Here is a 17,144-nt window from a genome sequence, read left to right as displayed (position 1 = left end):
AGCCACGCCATCTGACTCGCCGCAGCGAATTGTGGATGCTTCCTTACAGCTTGCCGAACCCGCCCGGCGTCGGCGTCGTCAGGATGACGGCATCGCCGGCGTCGAGCACGGTCTGGTCGCAGGCTTTGAGCACGTCGATCGCGCCGTCCTTGCGGCGGATCTTGGTCGAGCCGACCTCGCCATTGCCACCACCGTCCAGCCCTTGCGGCGGGCGGTTGCGGTGCGATGACAGGATCGCGCATTCCATCGTCTCGAGGAAGCGGATAGTGCGCCTCGTGCCGTCGCCGGCGTTCCATTTGCCCTTGCCGCCCGAGCCGTCGCGGATATGGAAATCCTCCAGCACCACGGGAAAGCGCAGTTCCAGAACCTCAGGATCGGTGAGGCGCGAATTGGTCATATGGGTGTGGACGCCGGAGGTGCCGGCAAAGCCGCGCCCAGAGTTCATGTGCCCGGCCGGCGAGCCGGAACAAATCGTCTCGTAGTACTGGTATTTCTTGTTGCCGAAGGTCAAGTTGTTCATAGTGCCTTGCGCATTGGCCATCGCGCCCATGGCGCCGAACAGCGCATTGGTGACATGCTGCGAGGTCTCGACATTGCCGGCGACAACGGCGGCAGGATAGGCGGGCTTCAGCATACAGCCATCGGGAATGACGATGTTGATCGGCCGCAGGCAGCCGGCATTCATCGGGATCATGTCCTCGACCATGACGCGGAAGGCGTAGAGCACAGCGGCACGGGCGACCGGTTCGGGCGCATTGAAGTTGTTCTTCATCACTGGCGACGTGCCGGTGAAGTCGACGGTCGCCTCGCGCTTCTGGCGGTCGACCGATATCTTCACCTTGATGACCTGGCCGGTGTCAGTGGGATATTCATAGGCCGATGTGTCGGGCAGCCGCTCGATCACCCGCCGCACGCTCTCGGCGGCGTTATCCTGGACGTGGCCCATATAGGCCTCGACGACATCGAGGCCGAAATGCGCGACCATCTTGCGCAGTTCGGCGACGCCCTTCTCATTGGCGGCGATCTGCGCCTTAAGGTCGGCGATGTTCTGGTGCGGGTTGCGGGCCGGATAACGGTGGTCGGTCAGCAGCGTCTGCAATTCCTTCTCGCGGAATCTTCCGCGGTCGACGATGCGGAAATTGTCGAACAGCACGCCTTCCTCATCGACCGTGGTGGCGAGCGGCGTCATCGAGCCGGGGGCGGTGCCGCCGATGTCGGCGTGATGGCCGCGCGAGGCGACATAGAAGAGGATATTCCTTTGAGCATCGTCGAAGACCGGGGTCACGACGGTGATGTCGGGCAGATGCGTGCCGCCATTATAGGGTGCGTTCAAGGCAAAGACATCGCCAGGACGGATGTCGCCGGAGTTCAACCGGATGATGGTTTCGACCGAGCGATCCATCGAGCCGAGGTGCACCGGCATGTGCGGCGCGTTGGCGACCAGCGCCCCGGTGTGGTCGAAGACGGCACAGGAGAAATCCAGCCTTTCCTTGATGTTGACGGAGTACGCAGTGTTCTGCAGTGTCACGCCCATTTGCTCGGCGATCGACATGAAGAGATTATTGAAGACTTCGAGCATCACTGGATCGGCTTCGGTGCCGAGGGCGGCGGCGCGCGCTTTTCTTTCCGTTCGGCGGATCACGACGTGATTGAGGTCGGTGATTTCAGCCTGCCAGCCCGGTTCGACGACGATGGTCTGGTTCGGTTCGATGATCAGGGCGGGGCCTGCCACCCGATCCGACGTGCGCAGGTTTTCGCGACGGTGGACGCCAGCTTCATGCCACCTGCCTTCCGTATAGATGCGCCGGGTTTGGGAAGCGCCGATCTTATCCTTCGCAGGTCCGGCGGGTGCATGGGCTTCGGCGCTGTTTTCGGCGATTTCGGTGCCTTCGACCCCAACCGTCTCGACGATCATCGGCTTATCGTCATAGACGAAGCCGAATTGCGCCTTGTGGGCGATTTCGAAATCGCGCTTGGCTTGGAAAATCGAGCCGCTTTCGAAATTCACCGGCAGCGTCGTATCGGTGCCGTCATAGCGAATGTGCAGCACGGGCCTGGTGGCAACCGCATCCTCGGCGATGCCTTGCGCGGCGAGTTCGGCGATAACGGCTTTTCTCAACGTCGCGATGAGACCGCCGATCTCTGTCCTGGAGTCCTCGGCAAGCGGCTTGAGCAGCGCCTGCTGGCGCGAGGCAAAGACCGACGCCAGGCCAATGCCATAGGCTGATAGAAGGCCGGAGAAAGGATGGATCAGCACGGCTTCCATGCCAAGCGCGTCGGCGACGAGGCAAGCGTGCTGGCCTCCCGCGCCGCCGAAGCAGTTCAGGAGATATTCGGTGACATCGTAGCCGCGCTGCACCGAAATCTTCTTGATGGCATTGGCCATGTTTTCGACGGCGATGGTGATGAAGCCTTGAGCGACGGCCTCGGGCGAGCGGCCGTCGCCGATTTCGGCGGCAAGTGCCTCGAATTTCGCGCGCACCGTTTCCAGATCGAGCGGCTGGTCCTGGTCGGGGCCGAAGATGGCCGGGAAGAAATCGGGCTGCAGCTTGCCGAGCATGACGTTGGCATCGGTAACCGCCAGCGGCCCGCCGCGCCGGTAGGCGGCGGGGCCTGGATTGGCGCCCGCGGAGTCCGGTCCGGCGCGAAAACGGCCGGCCTCGTAGTGCAGGACCGAGCCGCCGCCGGCGGCGACCGTGTGGATGCGCATCATCGGAGCGCGGACGCGCACGCCGGCGACTTCGGTGTCGAAGGCCCGCTCGTACTCGCCATCATAGTGGGCGACGTCGGTGGAGGTGCCGCCCATGTCGAAGCCAATGACCTTGTCGAAGCCGGCGAGCTTCGCCGTCTCGACCATGCCGACGACGCCGCCGGCCGGGCCCGACAGCAGCGCGTCCTTGCCCTGGAACATGTCGGCGGCGGTGAGGCCGCCAGAGGACATCATGAACATGAGGCGCGGGCCTTCCCTCCCCGTCGAGGGGAGGGTGGCGGCAAAGCCGCCGGGTGGGGTCGGTTCGACTGGGTGCGACGTTCTGGCGGTGCCTTCTGAGATGACCCCCTCTGTCGGCTTTGCCGACATCTCCCCCTCGAGTGGGGAGAAGACGCCGAGCTCTCCCGCCACCCTTTGCACATAGCGCGACAGGATGGGCGACAGATAGGCGTCGACGACGGTGGTGTCGCCGCGGCCGACCAGCTTGATCAGCGGCGAGACTTCGTGGCTGACCGATACCTGGCTGAAACCAAGCTTGCGGCAGACCTTCGCCACCGCCTTCTCGTGATCGGGGTATTTCCAGGCATGCATGAAGACTATGGCGACCGCATCGATGCCATCGGCTTTGGCCTGCTCGATCGCTGGCCGGCAAGCAGCGATGTCGAGCAGCCGTTCGACGCAGCCATCGGCGAGCACGCGTTCGTCAATCTCGAGGACGCGCTCATAGAGCTGTTCGGGCAGGATGATCTCCTTGGCGAAAATGTCGGGCCGCGCCTGGTAGGCGATCCTGAGCGCATCGCGGAACCCCTTGGTGACGAGCAAGAGCACGCGGTCGCCCTTGCGCTCCAGAAGGGCATTGGTGGCGACGGTGGTGCCCATCTTGATGTCGCCGATCAGACCCGACGGCATTGCCGCGCCCGGCGCAACGGCAAGCAGATCGCGGATGCCCTCGATGGCGGCATCGGCATAGGCTTCAGGGTTCTCCGAAAGGAGCTTGCGCGGATGCAGCCCACCCTTCGGGTCCCGGCCGATGACGTCGGTGAAGGTGCCGCCGCGATCGATCCAGAAATCCCATTTTGCGGCCATGGCGGCTGTCTCCGGCATTTTTCGTTTCCAGCTTTCGTTGTTAATCCGCCGCGACGCCGGCAGCAACGTTGGCCACATCCCGTTGCTGTTACACGCCGAAACGCAACGTTACGAAACTCATGGCCGTGTGACGCATTTCCCCTGCGACCGTTCACCGCAATGTGAGCGTTTGTTGAAGGAGAGATGTCATGAAAAAGCTCATTCTTGCTTGTGTGTCCGCTCTTGCCCTGTTGGGCGTTGCGGCCTGCAGCGACAGCGGCACAGGCACTGACAAGACCACCACCCAGAGCACCAATCCGCCGCCTGCCGAGCAGCCCATGAAGCCCGCGGCTCCGGCCGATAAATCGACCAAGCCCGCCGAGCCGGCTCCGGCAACGCCTGCTCCTGCGCCCGCGCAGTAGTTCGTTAAGCAGTAAAAGTGTCTTGGGAGGAAGGGCCGGCGTCTCGTCGGCCTTTTCTTCGTCAGGGCACCCGTGGACCGGCAAATGCCAGTCTTCCACAAGCGAGGCCATGGCCGTTATTGGCTTGATAGCGGGGACCGGTTCGCTTTAAGAAGCGGCCATGTCGATTTGGGACCGTCTCGGAGACTTCATCACACGGGTATCGTCGTCAGCTTCGTCGGGCGTGGCCGACGTCGTCGAGGCTGTGCGCACGGTTTTCTCCGGGGATGCAGACCTGCGCCGGCGCGTCGCCTTCTCGGTGGCGATGATCGCGCTTTCGGCAAAGATGGCCAAGGCCGACGGCATCGTCACCCAGGATGAGGTGCGGGCCTTCCAGGAGATATTCGAGGTGCCGCCAAGGGAGACGCGCAACGTTGCGCGGCTCTATGACTTGGCCAAACAAGACGTTGCCGGTTTCGAAACCTATGCCGAGCGCATGGCGCAGCTTTGCGGCTCCGGCCATTCGAATTGCGCAATGCTGGAAGACATACTCGACGGCCTGTTCCACATCGCCAAGGCCGACGGGCTGATCCATGAGCGCGAAGGCCAGTTCCTGCACCGCATCGCCGAGATTTTCCGCATCGACGAGGCGCATTACGAGTCGATCCTCGCCCGCCACGTCAATCTCGGTGCCGCCGACCCCTATGTCGTGCTGGGTATCGAGCGCGGCAAGCCGTTCGAGGAAGTCAGGAAGCGGTATCGCAAGCTGGTTTCCGACAACCATCCCGATCGGCTGATCGCGCGCGGCCTGCCGCAGGAGTTCATCAAGATCGCGACGACCAGGGTCGCGGCGATCAACGCCGCCTATGAGATGATCGAGCGGGGCCTGCGGCACGCATGAGCGGCTTCCTGCCCGACGAGCCAAGCGCCGAGGTCAGGGTATCGCCGAATTTCGGGCCAAGGCGCGACACGCTGAAGCCCGACATGATCGTGCTGCACTATACCGGCATGGCGACAGGTGCCGGCGCGGAATCCTGGCTGTGCGACCCGGCGAGCGAGGTTTCCTCGCACTATCTCGTCCATGAGAATGGCCACGTCGTGCAGATGGTCAGGGAAAGCGACCGCGCCTGGCACGCCGGCAAGAGTTCCTGGTTCGGACGCACCGACATCAACTCCTGCTCGGTCGGCATCGAGATCGTCAATCCAGGGCACTCGCTGGGTTATCCCGGTTTTCCCCGGCGCCAGATCGACGCGGTCATCGGCCTATGCCGGGGGATCGTCAGCCGCCATGCTATCGCGGCCGAGCGGGTTCTGGCGCATTCCGATGTGGCACCGGGTCGCAAGATCGATCCGGGTGAGAAGTTTCCCTGGGCAGTGCTGTTCGAGGCCGGTGTCGGCCATCTCGTGCCGGCCGCCCCTATGAGGCGCGGAGCCGCGCTGAAGCCCGGCGACAGCGGGGCTGATGTCGAGGCGCTGCAGTCGATGCTGGCGCTCTATGGCTACGGCGTTGAGATATCAGGTACTTTTGACCATCAGACACAGAACGTCATCGAGGCTTTCCAGCGGCATTTTCGGCCGCGCCGGATCGATGGGACGGCAGACGGGTCGACGGTGCGTACGCTGGAAAGGCTGCTTGCTTCCGTCCGGAGGTGACCCCGGGTCAAGGTGCCGCCCAAGTAATCCTTTTCGCTGTTAGGTTACAAACTGTCACTCAAAGTGACTTGCCCCGCCTTCATTGCCGCCAATTCGGGCTTCAAAGGGCAATTCGTACAGTTTGTCGGACACCTAACCCCCCGGATGTTCCGACGTTAATCAAGCAATCCCGCGCGAAAATCTTCGCGTGGTCCAGACAGAACAGGATCTCATGCAGAAATTGACCGTTGTAACGGCAGCTCTTGCTGCCGGCGTAATGACTTTTGCCTCCAGTGCGGCCAACGCCGCGCCGGTAAGCCCACGGGCCGATCAGGGGCTGGTCGCGGTGAGTGCCAAGGGCAAGGTCATTCCGACCGAAAGCAGCAAGAGCGCCAAGGCGGTGACGAAGCAGCCTTCGGCGAAGGTGGAAAAGGCAAGCTGGTCCAAGGCAAAGAGATCCGCAGCCAAAAGGCGGACGAAGCGTAGCCGCAAGACCATCGACATGACGACGACGGCATCGATCGGCCTGAGGAATGTCGCCGCGTCGACCGCGGCGGTGGCCAGTGGCGGCCAGTATTCGGCGATCGTCGCCCGCTACGCGGCGAGCTATGGCGTTCCTGTTTCACTGGCTCAAGCCGTCATCAAGATCGAGAGCAACTATCGGCCGAACATGGTTGGCAGCGCCGGTGAGATCGGCCTGATGCAGATCAAGCCGGCAACAGCGCGGATGATGGGCTACAACGGCTCGGCCAAAGGGCTGTTCGATCCCGACACCAACATCAAATACGGCATGAAGTATCTCGCCATGGCGCGGGATCTCGGCGGCGGCACCACTTGTGGCACGATCCTGAAATACAATGCGGGCCACGGCGCGACCCGGATGAACCCGGTGTCGGCGGCTTATTGCAGCAAGGTCAAGGTGCAGTTGGCCGCTGTTGGGGCGCCCGCATGAGAAGAACTGGCCGCAACCGGCTTTTTCGGTTGCGTTTTGCCGGCTGAACCCCTTTATACGCCCAGCCAGCTGGCTGGGCGGCCGCACCCGCAAGCGCCGAAAGGCCGTGGGTGAGGAAAGTCCGGGCTCCATGGAGACACGGTGCCGGTTAATGGCCGGCGGGGGCGACCCCAGGGAAAGTGCCACAGAAAGCAAACCGCCACGATTTATCGTGGCAAGGGTGAAAGGGTGGGGTAAGAGCCCACCGCGCGACTGGCAACAGGAGCGGCACGGTAAACCCCACCGGGAGCAAGACCGAATAGGGGCGGTGCGAGGGGAAACCCTCGAGGGCTGTTTCCGGCTCACCGTCCGGGTAGGTTGCGTGAGGCGCATGGCAATATGCGTCCAAGATGAATGGCCGCCACGTTCTCGTCCCGCAAGGGGCGAGGGCCATACAGAACCCGGCTTACAGGCCGGCTGGCAGTTTCTCCCCGAGAAATCATTGAGATCAGCAGGTTGCGCCGTCCGGCGCGCCTGTCGATTCAAGTCTCTTGTTGCCTCATTGATTCCGTCAACACCGTGCAGGATGGCTATCCTTGAAAATGGTACGATTAAATCGTACCATACCTGTGAACGGAATAAGGAGCGACTCATGGGTCAGGTCGACAAACGTAGCATTACGCTTTCGCCGGAACTGGCGGCAGCTGTCGATGATGTCGTCGCTGCTGGCGAGTATGCGTCGGCAAGCGAAGTAATCCGCGATGCGCTCAGGCAGTGGAAGGATCGTCGCGACCTCTTCGGCTACACGGTGGAGGAACTGCGCAAGCTGGTGCAGGAAGGGATCGACAGCGGGCCGGCGCTGGTGGGACCACCAATCCTCGAACGCGTGCGTGCCAAATATCTCAAGATGGCTGAGGCAAAAGGCCTTGAGGAGTGAAATACCGGCTGCTTCCTCAAGCGGCGGTCGATCTCGAAGGGCTTGGTGACTATATCGCCAGCCACAATCCCAATGCCGCGGTCCGTTTCGTGGACGCCTTGGAAAGACGATGGAACTTACTCACCCTGCATCCTTTCTCAGGGGCGCCGCGCGAGGACATCGCGCCGGGAATCCGCCATCTGGTCGTCGGCGAATACCTTACTTTATATCGAGTTACTGACGACGCGATCGAGATTCTTCGCGTGCTGCACGGCCATCGCAAGATCGAAGCCGACGATCTCGGACCGTGACCGATCCGCTCAGCCGCAGATCTCGTCCAGCGAGGCCTCGATCGCCTTCCAGAGTTCCTCCACCGGTTCACAGCCGACGGAGACGCGGACGAAACCTGGCGGCACCGCGTCGCCGCGCTTCAAGCGCCGTTCGGCCGAGGTATGGACGCCGCCAAAAGATGTTGCCGCCTGCATCAGCCGGCAATTGTTGATGAAATCCTCGGCCTTCTCCTCCGAGGCGAGTTCGAACGAGATCAGAAAGCCGAAACGTTCCATCTGCGCGCGGGCAAGATTGTGCGACGGGTCGCTTTCCAATCCGGGATAGCGCAGGCCGCTTATCGCTTTGTGGCCCTGCAGCCGTCGCGCGATCACTTCCGCCGAGGAGCACATGCGGTCGAAGCGTATGTCGAGCGTCTCCAGGCCGCGATGCACCAGCCAGGCTTCGAACGGTCCGGGAATGCTGCCTGATACCTCGCGCCAGCCGGTCACGGCAGTGATGATATCCGCATTACGGCTGGCGACATGGCCAAACAGCACGTCGGAATGGCCATTGGGGGCCTTGGTGTCTGCGGCCACCACGACATCGGCGCCGTGGTCGAGGGGACGCTGGCCAAAGGGCGTCATTGTCGTGTTGTCGATCGCAAGCAGCGTACCCGCTTTGTGAGCGGCCGCGGCAACGGCTGCTATGTCGCAGATGTCCAGCCCCGGATTGGCGGGGGTTTCGACGAAGGCAAGCCGATAGCCATCGAAGCCTCCATCGAGGAAGGTGGATGTCGGGCGGACATCGTAACTGATGCCGAAAGGCCTCAGGAAACGGTCGGCCAGCGCCCTTGTCGTGTGATAGCCGTCCGACGGCAGCAGAATACGGTCGCCAGCCTTGAGCAGCGCGAAAAACACCGAGCAAATCGCGGCCATCCCCGAGGGAAAGGCCACGCAAGGCGCGCCTTCCAGATGAGACAGCATGTGCTCGACGGCAGCCCATGTCGGGTTGCTGAAGCGGCCATACTGATCGTAGCCGGTGGCGTCGCCGGGCGAGTGGTAGATGGCGGCCATGGTCAGCGGCAGGGGGATCGGGTCGCCCTTTGCGAGCCCGCTGTTGCGCAGATGAGGAAGTGCTGCGGCGCGTGTGTTCGCTGATTCAGGCATCGATTCTCAAACCCCTTTGGTGACCGGTCGGACGCGCAGACGCTATGCCCGGCAGCCATTCGCGGCAAGGCGCGTCCGGTTGGGCCAGGCGGCCCTAAACGGTTCGTTAGGCTTAATGGTTCATAAAGATCAGACGTGCGTAGCGGCTGCTCTGGTGGTCCCGGCGTGCGTGTTTGTGAAGTCTATTCCCGTTGACGCCCATAGTGCCCCATGATATCCCATTACAACACTCAAGCCTTCGTTCCGCGTCAGGGTAAAGCGTACGCCAATCGGGCAGCCGCGCCGGCTGCGCGTTTGCCGGTTTTTGCGCTCGGGGACGAGGTGGGTGCGGGGCAGGGAACGCGCTGCGTCGGCGCGTGCGACACGATGAAGAGGGGTGCGGCGGCGCAAGCGGCTGTAACGTGTGATGGACCGGTTTCTGTCGAACACGGTGAGCAGGATCGATGCGAAGGGGCGGGTGTCCGTTCCGGCGCATTTCCGTGCTGTCGTGCAGAAGCGCGGCTATTCGGAACTCTACGCACTGCGCTGTCTCGACCTGCCGGCGATGGATGTCGGCGGGCTCGATCTTCTCGATCGCTACGAGCAGCGCATCGCTCAGGAAGATCCCTTCCTGCAGACGGCGGACGACATGTCGTTCTTTTGCCATGGCGACGGAGCATTCCTGAAACTCGATCAGGATGGCCGTATCACGATGACCGATTTCATTCGCGAGCACACCGGCATCTTGGCGGAGGTGGCCTTTGTAGGCCGTGGCAATTTCTTTCAGATATGGGAGCCGGCACGGCTTGCCGCCTACGGAGCGCAGGCGCGGGCCAGGCTTTTGCAGCTTCGGCAGGGGACGAAGGCTCACGAGGCCAAGGCTGGGGAGCGACCGGAATGACGGCGGGCCACGGCGATGACCTTCACGCCGTTGGCGGATCGGTTCGCCACATTCCGGTCCTCCTTGGCGAAGTGCTCGCGGCACTGGCGCCGGCGGAGGGCGACGTCATCATCGACGGCACGTTCGGAGCCGGCGGTTACACGAAAGCCATTCTGGCGACGGGCGCTTCCGTGGTGGCGATCGACCGGGATCCCGATGCGATCGCGGCCGGACGCGACCTGGAGGCACAGTCGGGCGGCAGGCTCCGGTTGGTGCAGGCGCCGTTCTCGACGCTGGACGAACATGTCGAAGGCGCCGACGGCATCGTGCTCGACATCGGCGTGTCCTCGATGCAGCTCGACCAGGCCGAACGTGGATTTTCCTTCCGTACCGACGGGCCGCTCGACATGCGCATGGCGCAGGCTGGCCTCAGCGCCGCCGATGTCGTCAACAGCTTCAAGCCGGGCGACCTTGCCCGCATCTTCGGCTTCCTGGGCGAGGAGCGTCATGCCGGCCGCATCGCCCGCATGATCGAGGCACGCCGCGAAAAGCGTCCGTTCGAGCGCACACTCGATCTCGCCGATGCGATCGAGACGCATATCGGTCGCGCGCCGAAGGACAAGATCCATCCCGCCACCCGCGTCTTCCAGGCGCTGCGCATCTTCGTCAATGACGAGCTTGGCGAATTGGCCAAGGCCCTGTTCGCGGCCGAACGCGCGTTGAAACCGGGCGGACGCCTCGTCGTGGTGACGTTCCATTCGCTGGAAGACCGCATCGTCAAGCGCTTCATCGCCGACCGCGCCGATGCCGCCAGCGGCTCGCGCCACATGCCCGAGGCGCAGGCGCGCAGTGCCACCTTCCGTAAGGCCGGTGGCGGCGTGACGCCTGGCGACGCCGAGATCGCGGCCAATCCGCGCGCCCGCTCGGCCAGGCTGCGCGCCGCGATCCGCACCGAGGCTCCGGCGCGCGCCGGCGATTTTTCGATCTTCGGCCTTCCAAAACTTCCCGGTATCGACCGGCCGGGGGAGAGGTAAGCACGTGTTCCGTACCAGCGACATTGTCCTGATCGCCGTCATGGTTTCGGCGGCGGCCCTGACCTACAAGACCAAGCGCGAGGCCGAGGACCAGTTGGCGGCGGTGCAGAAGATCCATACCCAGATCCGTTATGAGGAGGAGACGATCGACCTGCTCAAGGCCGACTGGAGCCTGCTCACCCAGCCGTCGCGGCTGCAGAAGCTGACCGAACTCTACAAGTCGCAACTCGCACTCGAGCCGGTCAGCGGGCGCCAGATCGTGGGCTTGAGCGACCTGCCGGCGAAGGCCCTGGACATTCAGGACATCCTGAACGGACGCCAGGGCACGATGGCCGACAATTCCGACAAGGCGCCCTCGGGCGGCAAGGACCCCGTCGTGACCGGAGGCATCGCCCAATGATCGGAATTGGCAAACTGCTGAAGCGTCGCGCCAGGACGGGTGAAGATGGATCGATCGTTGTCGACGGCGCCCGCAAGGCGACCGGCGGCAAGGGCAAGGCGCGCATCGTGATGACGATGGCGGTGTTCTTCGGCATCTTCTCGACCATTTCTGGGCGGCTGGTCTATCTCGGCTTCCAGACGCCCGACCTGTCGGGCGGCCCGCAGAGCCGGATCACAGCCTCGCGGCCCGACATTGTCGATCGCAATGGCGAAGTGCTGGCGACCGACATCAAGACAGCGTCGTTGTTCGCGGAGCCACGCCGCATCGTCGATGCCGACGAGGCGATCGAAAAACTGTCGACCGTGCTGCCCGAGATCGATTACGAGCAGACCTACCATAAGCTCAAGAGCGGTGCCGGCTTCGTCTGGCTGCAGCGGCAGCTGACGCCCAAGCAGCAGGCCGACATCCTGCAGCTTGGCATTCCCGGCTTCGGCTTCCGTACCGAAAAGCGCCGCTTCTATCCGAGCGGCGAGACCTCTTCCTATGTCGTCGGCCTGACCAACATCGACAACCAGGGCATCTCCGGCATGGAGAAATATATCGATGAGCAGGGCCTGAGCGACCTGCAGGCGTCGGGCCTGGCGGTGGCCAAGGATCTCAAGCCGGTAAAGCTTTCGATCGATCTGCGGGTCCAGCATGTGGTGCGCGACGAGATCGCCGCCGGCCTGGAGCGTTATCGCGCCGTCGGCGCTGGCGCCGTTGTGCTGAACGTCAAGACCGGCGAAGTGATAGCCATGGCGTCGGTGCCGGATTTTGATCCGAATAATCCTTACAATGCGCAAGAGAAGGACCGGCTGAACCGGATGTCGGCGGGTCTCTATGAGATGGGCTCGACCTTCAAGAGCTTCACATCGGCCATGGCGCTTGATTCCGGCAAGGCGACGATGGCGAGCCGCTTCGATGCTTCGCATCCAATCCGGGTCGGGCATCAGGCCATCCATGATTTCCACGGCAAGAACCGTGTGCTGTCGTTGCCGGAGGTGTTCCTCTATTCGTCCAACATCGGGTCGGCCAGGGAGGCCGAGTTGGTCGGCATCGAGGCGCATAGGGAATTCCTGCATCGTCTTGGCATCCTGGAAAGAATGCAGACCGAACTGCCGGAAGTCGCCCGTCCGACCGAACCGAAGGTCTGGAAACAGGTCAGTTCGTTCACCATCGCCTTCGGCCACGGCGTGTCGACGACACCGCTGCAGGCGGCTGTAGGCTGCGCGGCGTTGATGAATGGCGGCTACCTGATACAGCCGACATTCCTGGTCCGCAGCCAGCAGGAGGCGATGGCGGCGGCGAAGAAAGTGGTTAGCGAAAAGACGGTCGAAGGTATGCGCTACCTCTATTCGCTCAACGCCGAGAAGGGTTCGGCCAGAAACGCCAGAGTCCCCGGCTACCGCGTTGGCGGCAAGACCGGAACGGCCGAGAAGGTTATCAACGGCCGTTACTCGAAGGACTTGAATTTCAATACCTTCGTCGCCGCCTTCCCGATGGACGATCCGCAATACCTGGTGTTTACGATTGCCGACGCTCCGCACCCGGAAAAGCCTGGCATGACAGACGTCGCGGCCGCCAATGCGGGGGTTATCGCCGGCAATATTATCAGGCGTTCAGCGGCCATGCTTGGCGTGAAACCCGATTTCAGCCATGAAAATGGTGCAACGCTGGTTTCCTATGAGTGATTCTTGGGGCGCGCCGGCGACTGCGCGCTCTTTAATATTGCGGTGAACGGAACTCAATGAAGCTCAGAGATCTAGCCGGTGTCCTGCCAGTCGAAGGAACAGCTTCCGCCGATCTGGAGGTCACCGGGATTTCGTCCGATTCCCGCCAGGTGAAACCGGGCGTCGTCTTTTTTGCGCTCGCCGGCACCAAGGCGGACGGTGCGGCCTACGCCGCCGACGCTGCAAGGCGCGGCGCGCTTGCGATCGTGACAAGCAAAGGCAGTTCCGTTGCCGGACTGCCGGTTCCGGTGCTGGTGGTCGACGATCCGCGCCTGGCACTGGCGCTCAGCGCTTCCACCTATTTCGGCAAGCAGCCGCAAACCATGGTCGCCGTCACCGGCACCAGCGGCAAGACCTCGGTCGCCGCCTTTACCAGGCAGATCTGGGAGCAGGCGGGATATGCCGCCGCTTCGATCGGCACCACCGGCGTGGTGGCACCGGGCCGCAACGAGTATGGCTCACTGACGACGCCCGATCCGGTCGCCCTGCACCAATTGCTGAGGGAATTGGCCGAAGCCGGCGTCACCCATGCCTCGATGGAAGCCTCCAGCCATGGGCTCGACCAGCGCCGCCTCGACGGCGTGAAATTGGCGGCCGGCGGCTTCACCAATCTTGGCCGCGACCACATGGATTACCATCCGACGGTCGAGGATTATCATCGCGCCAAACTGCGCCTGTTCGATACGCTGCTGCCGAAAGGCGCGCCGGCAGTCATCTTCGCCGACGATCCGTGGTCGGCGCCGACAATCCAGGCGGCGCGGGCCGCCGGGCTCCAGGTGCTGACGGTTGGCCGCCACGGCGATTTCCTGAAACTGAAGCGGGTCGAGCATGAGCGCCACCGCCAGCGCGCCGAGGTCGAGGCCGACGGCGTGATTCACGAGATCGACCTGCCGCTGGCTGGCGATTTCCAGATCGCGAACGCACTGGTTTCGGCGGGGCTTGCCATTTCCACGGGAACGCCCATCGCCAAAGCCTTGATGGCCTTGGAAAAACTGAAGGGCGCGCCTGGCCGCCTCGACCTCGTCGGGACCACTGCCAGCGGCGCACCTGTCTATGTCGACTATGCCCACAAGCCCGATGCGCTGGAAAACGTGCTGGCCTCGGTAAGGCCGTTCACGACGGGCCGCGTCATGGTCGTGTTCGGTTGCGGCGGCGACCGTGACCGGGGAAAAAGGCCGATCATGGGCGAGATCGCGACCCGGCTTGCCGATGTCGTCATCGTCACCGACGACAATCCGCGCTCGGAAGTGCCCGAGACGATCCGCGCCGCCATTCTTGCCGCCGCACCCGGCGCCATCGAGATCGGCGACCGACGCCAGGCGATCCACGAGGCTGTCGGCATGCTTCATGCCGGCGACACGCTGATCGTGGCCGGGAAGGGCCATGAGGAAGGCCAGACGATCGGCTCCGAGACCCTGCATTTTTCCGATCACGAGGAAGTCCGCGCCGCGTTGCGGGAGCGTGCCGCATGAGTCTTCTGTGGACCTCCGAGGCGCTGGTTGCCGCCATGGACGGGCGGCCGCTTGGTCCCATGCCCGAAGGCATATCGGGGATTTCGATCGATAGCCGCAGCCTGCAGCCGGGCGACGCCTTCTTCGCCATCAAGGGCGAGGCGATGGACGGCCACGACTTCGTCACCGCGGCCATCAAGGCCGGCGCCGGCGTGCTGGTGGTGGCGGAGGGCAAGCTGCCGTCTCTCGGCAGGCTGACGGCGCCGATCATTGTCGTCGAGGATGTGCTGGCCGCCCTGGAAAAGCTCGGGATCGCGGCACGCGCCCGCTCGCAGGCCAAAATCATCGCGGTGACCGGTTCGGCCGGCAAGACCACCACCAAGGAAGCGCTGCGCCACGTGCTGTCGGCCGTCGGCAAGGTGCATGCCTCGGCGCAGTCCTTCAACAATCATTGGGGCGTGCCGCTGACGCTGGCGCGCATGCCCGCCGATTGCGGCTATGCCGTGTTCGAGATCGGCATGAACCATCCCGACGAGATCCGGCCCCTGGTGAAGATGGTGCGGCCGCATGTCGCCATCGTCACCATGATCGCGGCCGCGCATCTCGGCTTCTTCCGCAATCTGGACGAGATCGCTCAGGCCAAGGCCGAAATTTTCGAGGGGCTGGAGCCCGAAGGTGCCGCCGTTCTCAACCGCGACGACGCGCGCTTCAAGTTTCTCGACAAGATGGCGCGTGCCGCCGGCGTCGAGCATGTCTACGGCTTCGGCGAGAATGCGCGCTCGACTTTCAAGCTCACCAAATGCGAACTCCACGCCGACCATTCCGACATCGCCGCCAGGATCGGCGGCCACGAGGTGACGGCCCGCATCGGCGCACCCGGCCGGCACATGGTGCAGAACGTGCTGGCGGTGCTGGGCGCGGCGCATCTGGTGGGTGCCGATCTCGACAAAGTGGCATCGGCGCTGGCTGATCTCTCCGCCGAACGCGGGCGCGGCAGGCGCCATGTGCTGCGGCATCCACAGGGCCTGATCACGCTGATCGACGAGAGCTACAACGCCAATCCCGCCTCGATGCAGGCCGCCATGGCGCTGCTCAACGCGACGCCTGTAACGGGCGAGGGCCGGCGCATCGCCGTGCTTGGCGATATGCTCGAACTCGGCGACCACTCGGCCAAGCTGCACGCCGCTCTTGCCGATCTCATCGTCGGCACCGGCACGCAGACCGTCTTCCTCGGCGGCCCGGAAATGCGGGCGCTGGCGCAAGCGCTGCCGGACGATATCAAGACGGAATACCGCGCCGGTGTCGAGGAACTGAAGCCGGTGTTGCTGGCCGCGCTGAAGCCGGGCGACGTGGTGATGATCAAATCGTCGAAGGGCATCGGTTTTGCAAAACTGGTCGATGCCTTGCTGGGCAAATACCCGGCTGAAACAACCAGCAAACTGACCTAGATCAAGCCGGGGACGAAAAGCGCATGTTCACACTGCTGGTCGATTTCGCGGACAAGATCTCGGTCTTCAACGTTTTCCGCTATATCACCTTCCGCACCGGAGGGGCGCTGATCACCTCGGCGCTGATCGTCTTCATCTTCGGGCCGACCATCATCAACTCGCTGCGGCTGCGCCAGGGCAAAGGCCAGCCGATCCGCGCCGACGGGCCGCAGACGCATTTCAAGAAGGCCGGCACGCCGACCATGGGCGGACTGATGATCCTGTCGGGCATCATCGGATCGTCGCTCCTGTGGGCGAATCTGTCGAGCATCTATGTCTGGGTGGTGCTGCTGGTGACACTGGGCTTCGGCTCGATCGGCTTCTATGACGACTATCTGAAGGTGACCAAGCAGTCGCATCTGGGCTTTTCCGGCAAGGCGCGGCTGGGGCTCGAATTCATCATCGCCGGCATCGCCGCCTGGGTAATCATGCGTAACGGCCAGGCGCCGTTCTCGTCGTCCCTGACATTTCCCTTCGCCAAGGAATTCATCGTCAACCTCGGCTGGTTCTTCATTCCGTTCTCCTGCTTCGTCATCGTCGGCGCCGGCAACGCGGTCAACCTGACCGACGGCCTCGATGGCCTGGCGATCGTGCCGATCATGATCGCGGCGGCATCGTTCGGCGTCATCGCCTATCTCTCGGGCAATGCGGTGTTCGCCGAATATCTGCAGATCCATTTCGTTCCCGGCACCGGTGAACTGGCGGTCGTGCTGGGCGCCGTGATCGGCGCCGGCCTTGGTTTCCTGTGGTTCAACGCGCCGCCGGCGGCGATCTTCATGGGCGACACCGGCTCGCTGGCCATGGGCGGCCTGATCGGCACGGTCGCGGTCGCCACCAAGCACGAGATCGTGTTGGTCATCGTCGGTGGCCTGTTCGTGGTCGAGATCCTGTCCGTCATTATTCAGGTCGGCTACTTCAAGATGACCGGCAAGCGCGTCTTCCTGATGGCGCCGATCCACCATCATTTCGAAAAGCTCGGCTGGACCGAAAGCCAGGTGGTGATCCGCTTCTGGATCATCGCGGTCATCCTGGCGCTGGTCGGCCTGTCCACCCTCAAGCTGAGATAGGCAA

General features: G+C 63.3%; 15 protein-coding genes and 1 other RNA gene. 14 read left to right on the top strand and 2 right to left on the bottom strand.

What is annotated here, in order from left to right; all coding sequences use genetic code 11:
* Positions 1-43: 43 nt before the first annotated feature.
* Complete coding sequence (locus tag FJ958_RS13695) at positions 44-3,796, bottom strand: hydantoinase B/oxoprolinase family protein (RefSeq protein ID WP_140743450.1); 3,753 nt, start codon at positions 3,794-3,796, stop codon at positions 44-46.
* A 188-nt stretch (positions 3,797-3,984) separates the two neighbouring features.
* Here FJ958_RS13695 and FJ958_RS13690 point away from each other — a divergent pair, with 188 nt between their 5' ends.
* From FJ958_RS13690 to FJ958_RS13660, 7 genes are all read left to right on the top strand, one after another.
* Entirely contained in the window at positions 3,985-4,197 is a 213-nt protein-coding gene (locus FJ958_RS13690) for a hypothetical protein (RefSeq protein ID WP_140743363.1), read from the top strand.
* A 160-nt stretch (positions 4,198-4,357) separates the two neighbouring features.
* Positions 4,358-5,077, top strand: a complete 720-nt coding sequence (locus FJ958_RS13685) for a DnaJ family molecular chaperone (RefSeq protein WP_140743361.1) — start codon at positions 4,358-4,360, stop codon at positions 5,075-5,077.
* Positions 5,074-5,829, top strand: a complete 756-nt coding sequence (locus FJ958_RS13680) for an N-acetylmuramoyl-L-alanine amidase (RefSeq protein ID WP_140743359.1) — start codon at positions 5,074-5,076, stop codon at positions 5,827-5,829. Before FJ958_RS13685 ends, FJ958_RS13680 begins: the two co-directional genes overlap by 4 nt.
* Before the next feature lie 211 nt (positions 5,830-6,040).
* The gene (locus FJ958_RS13675) at positions 6,041-6,760 is read left to right on the top strand and encodes a transglycosylase SLT domain-containing protein (protein WP_140743357.1); all 720 of its coding nucleotides are present in this window, start codon (positions 6,041-6,043) and stop codon (positions 6,758-6,760) included.
* A gap of 65 nt (positions 6,761-6,825) precedes the next feature.
* Positions 6,826-7,224, top strand: an RNA gene (rnpB, locus tag FJ958_RS13670) — RNase P RNA component class A.
* Between the two features lie 167 nt (positions 7,225-7,391).
* Positions 7,392-7,676, top strand: a complete 285-nt coding sequence (locus tag FJ958_RS13665) for a type II toxin-antitoxin system ParD family antitoxin (RefSeq protein WP_150829157.1) — start codon at positions 7,392-7,394, stop codon at positions 7,674-7,676.
* Positions 7,673-7,966, top strand: coding sequence for a type II toxin-antitoxin system RelE/ParE family toxin (locus tag FJ958_RS13660; protein ID WP_140743353.1), 294 nt, complete (start codon positions 7,673-7,675; stop codon positions 7,964-7,966). Before FJ958_RS13665 ends, FJ958_RS13660 begins: the two co-directional genes overlap by 4 nt.
* A gap of 9 nt (positions 7,967-7,975) precedes the next feature.
* Here FJ958_RS13660 and FJ958_RS13655 read toward each other — a convergent pair whose 3' ends face one another.
* On the bottom strand, positions 7,976-9,091 hold the full coding sequence (locus FJ958_RS13655; protein WP_140743351.1) for a cystathionine gamma-lyase: 1,116 nt from the start codon (positions 9,089-9,091) through the stop codon (positions 7,976-7,978).
* A gap of 406 nt (positions 9,092-9,497) precedes the next feature.
* On the opposite strand from FJ958_RS13655, the gene mraZ reads away from it, so the two are divergent.
* The 7 genes from mraZ to mraY are packed head-to-tail and all read left to right on the top strand — an operon-like array spanning position 9,498 to position 17,140.
* Complete coding sequence (gene mraZ, locus FJ958_RS13650; RefSeq protein ID WP_140743349.1) at positions 9,498-9,971, top strand: division/cell wall cluster transcriptional repressor MraZ; 474 nt, start codon at positions 9,498-9,500, stop codon at positions 9,969-9,971.
* On the top strand, positions 9,968-10,984 hold the full coding sequence (gene rsmH, locus FJ958_RS13645; protein WP_140743347.1) for a 16S rRNA (cytosine(1402)-N(4))-methyltransferase RsmH: 1,017 nt from the start codon (positions 9,968-9,970) through the stop codon (positions 10,982-10,984). The genes mraZ and rsmH overlap by 4 nt, the downstream gene beginning before the upstream one ends.
* Before the next feature lie 4 nt (positions 10,985-10,988).
* Positions 10,989-11,384 (top strand): hypothetical protein, encoded by a 396-nt coding sequence (locus FJ958_RS13640; RefSeq protein ID WP_140695619.1) that lies wholly within the window; start codon positions 10,989-10,991, stop codon positions 11,382-11,384.
* A complete protein-coding gene (locus tag FJ958_RS13635) occupies positions 11,381-13,096 on the top strand; it encodes a penicillin-binding protein 2 (protein ID WP_140743345.1) in 1,716 nt (571 codons plus the stop codon). Before FJ958_RS13640 ends, FJ958_RS13635 begins: the two co-directional genes overlap by 4 nt.
* Before the next feature lie 56 nt (positions 13,097-13,152).
* On the top strand, positions 13,153-14,607 hold the full coding sequence (locus tag FJ958_RS13630) for a UDP-N-acetylmuramoyl-L-alanyl-D-glutamate--2,6-diaminopimelate ligase (protein WP_140743343.1): 1,455 nt from the start codon (positions 13,153-13,155) through the stop codon (positions 14,605-14,607).
* Positions 14,604-16,034, top strand: a complete 1,431-nt coding sequence (locus FJ958_RS13625; RefSeq protein WP_140743341.1) for a UDP-N-acetylmuramoylalanyl-D-glutamyl-2,6-diaminopimelate--D-alanyl-D-alanine ligase — start codon at positions 14,604-14,606, stop codon at positions 16,032-16,034. Before FJ958_RS13630 ends, FJ958_RS13625 begins: the two co-directional genes overlap by 4 nt.
* A gap of 23 nt (positions 16,035-16,057) precedes the next feature.
* Positions 16,058-17,140, top strand: coding sequence for a phospho-N-acetylmuramoyl-pentapeptide-transferase (gene mraY, locus FJ958_RS13620; RefSeq protein WP_140608041.1), 1,083 nt, complete (start codon positions 16,058-16,060; stop codon positions 17,138-17,140).
* Positions 17,141-17,144: the final 4 nt, after the last annotated feature.

This window comes from Mesorhizobium sp. B2-3-5, from assembly GCF_006442395.1.
Lineage (GTDB): Bacteria > Pseudomonadota > Alphaproteobacteria > Rhizobiales > Rhizobiaceae > Mesorhizobium.
The sequence above is the reverse complement of the archived record's forward strand: the minus strand, read 5'-3'. Positions and strand labels throughout refer to the sequence as shown.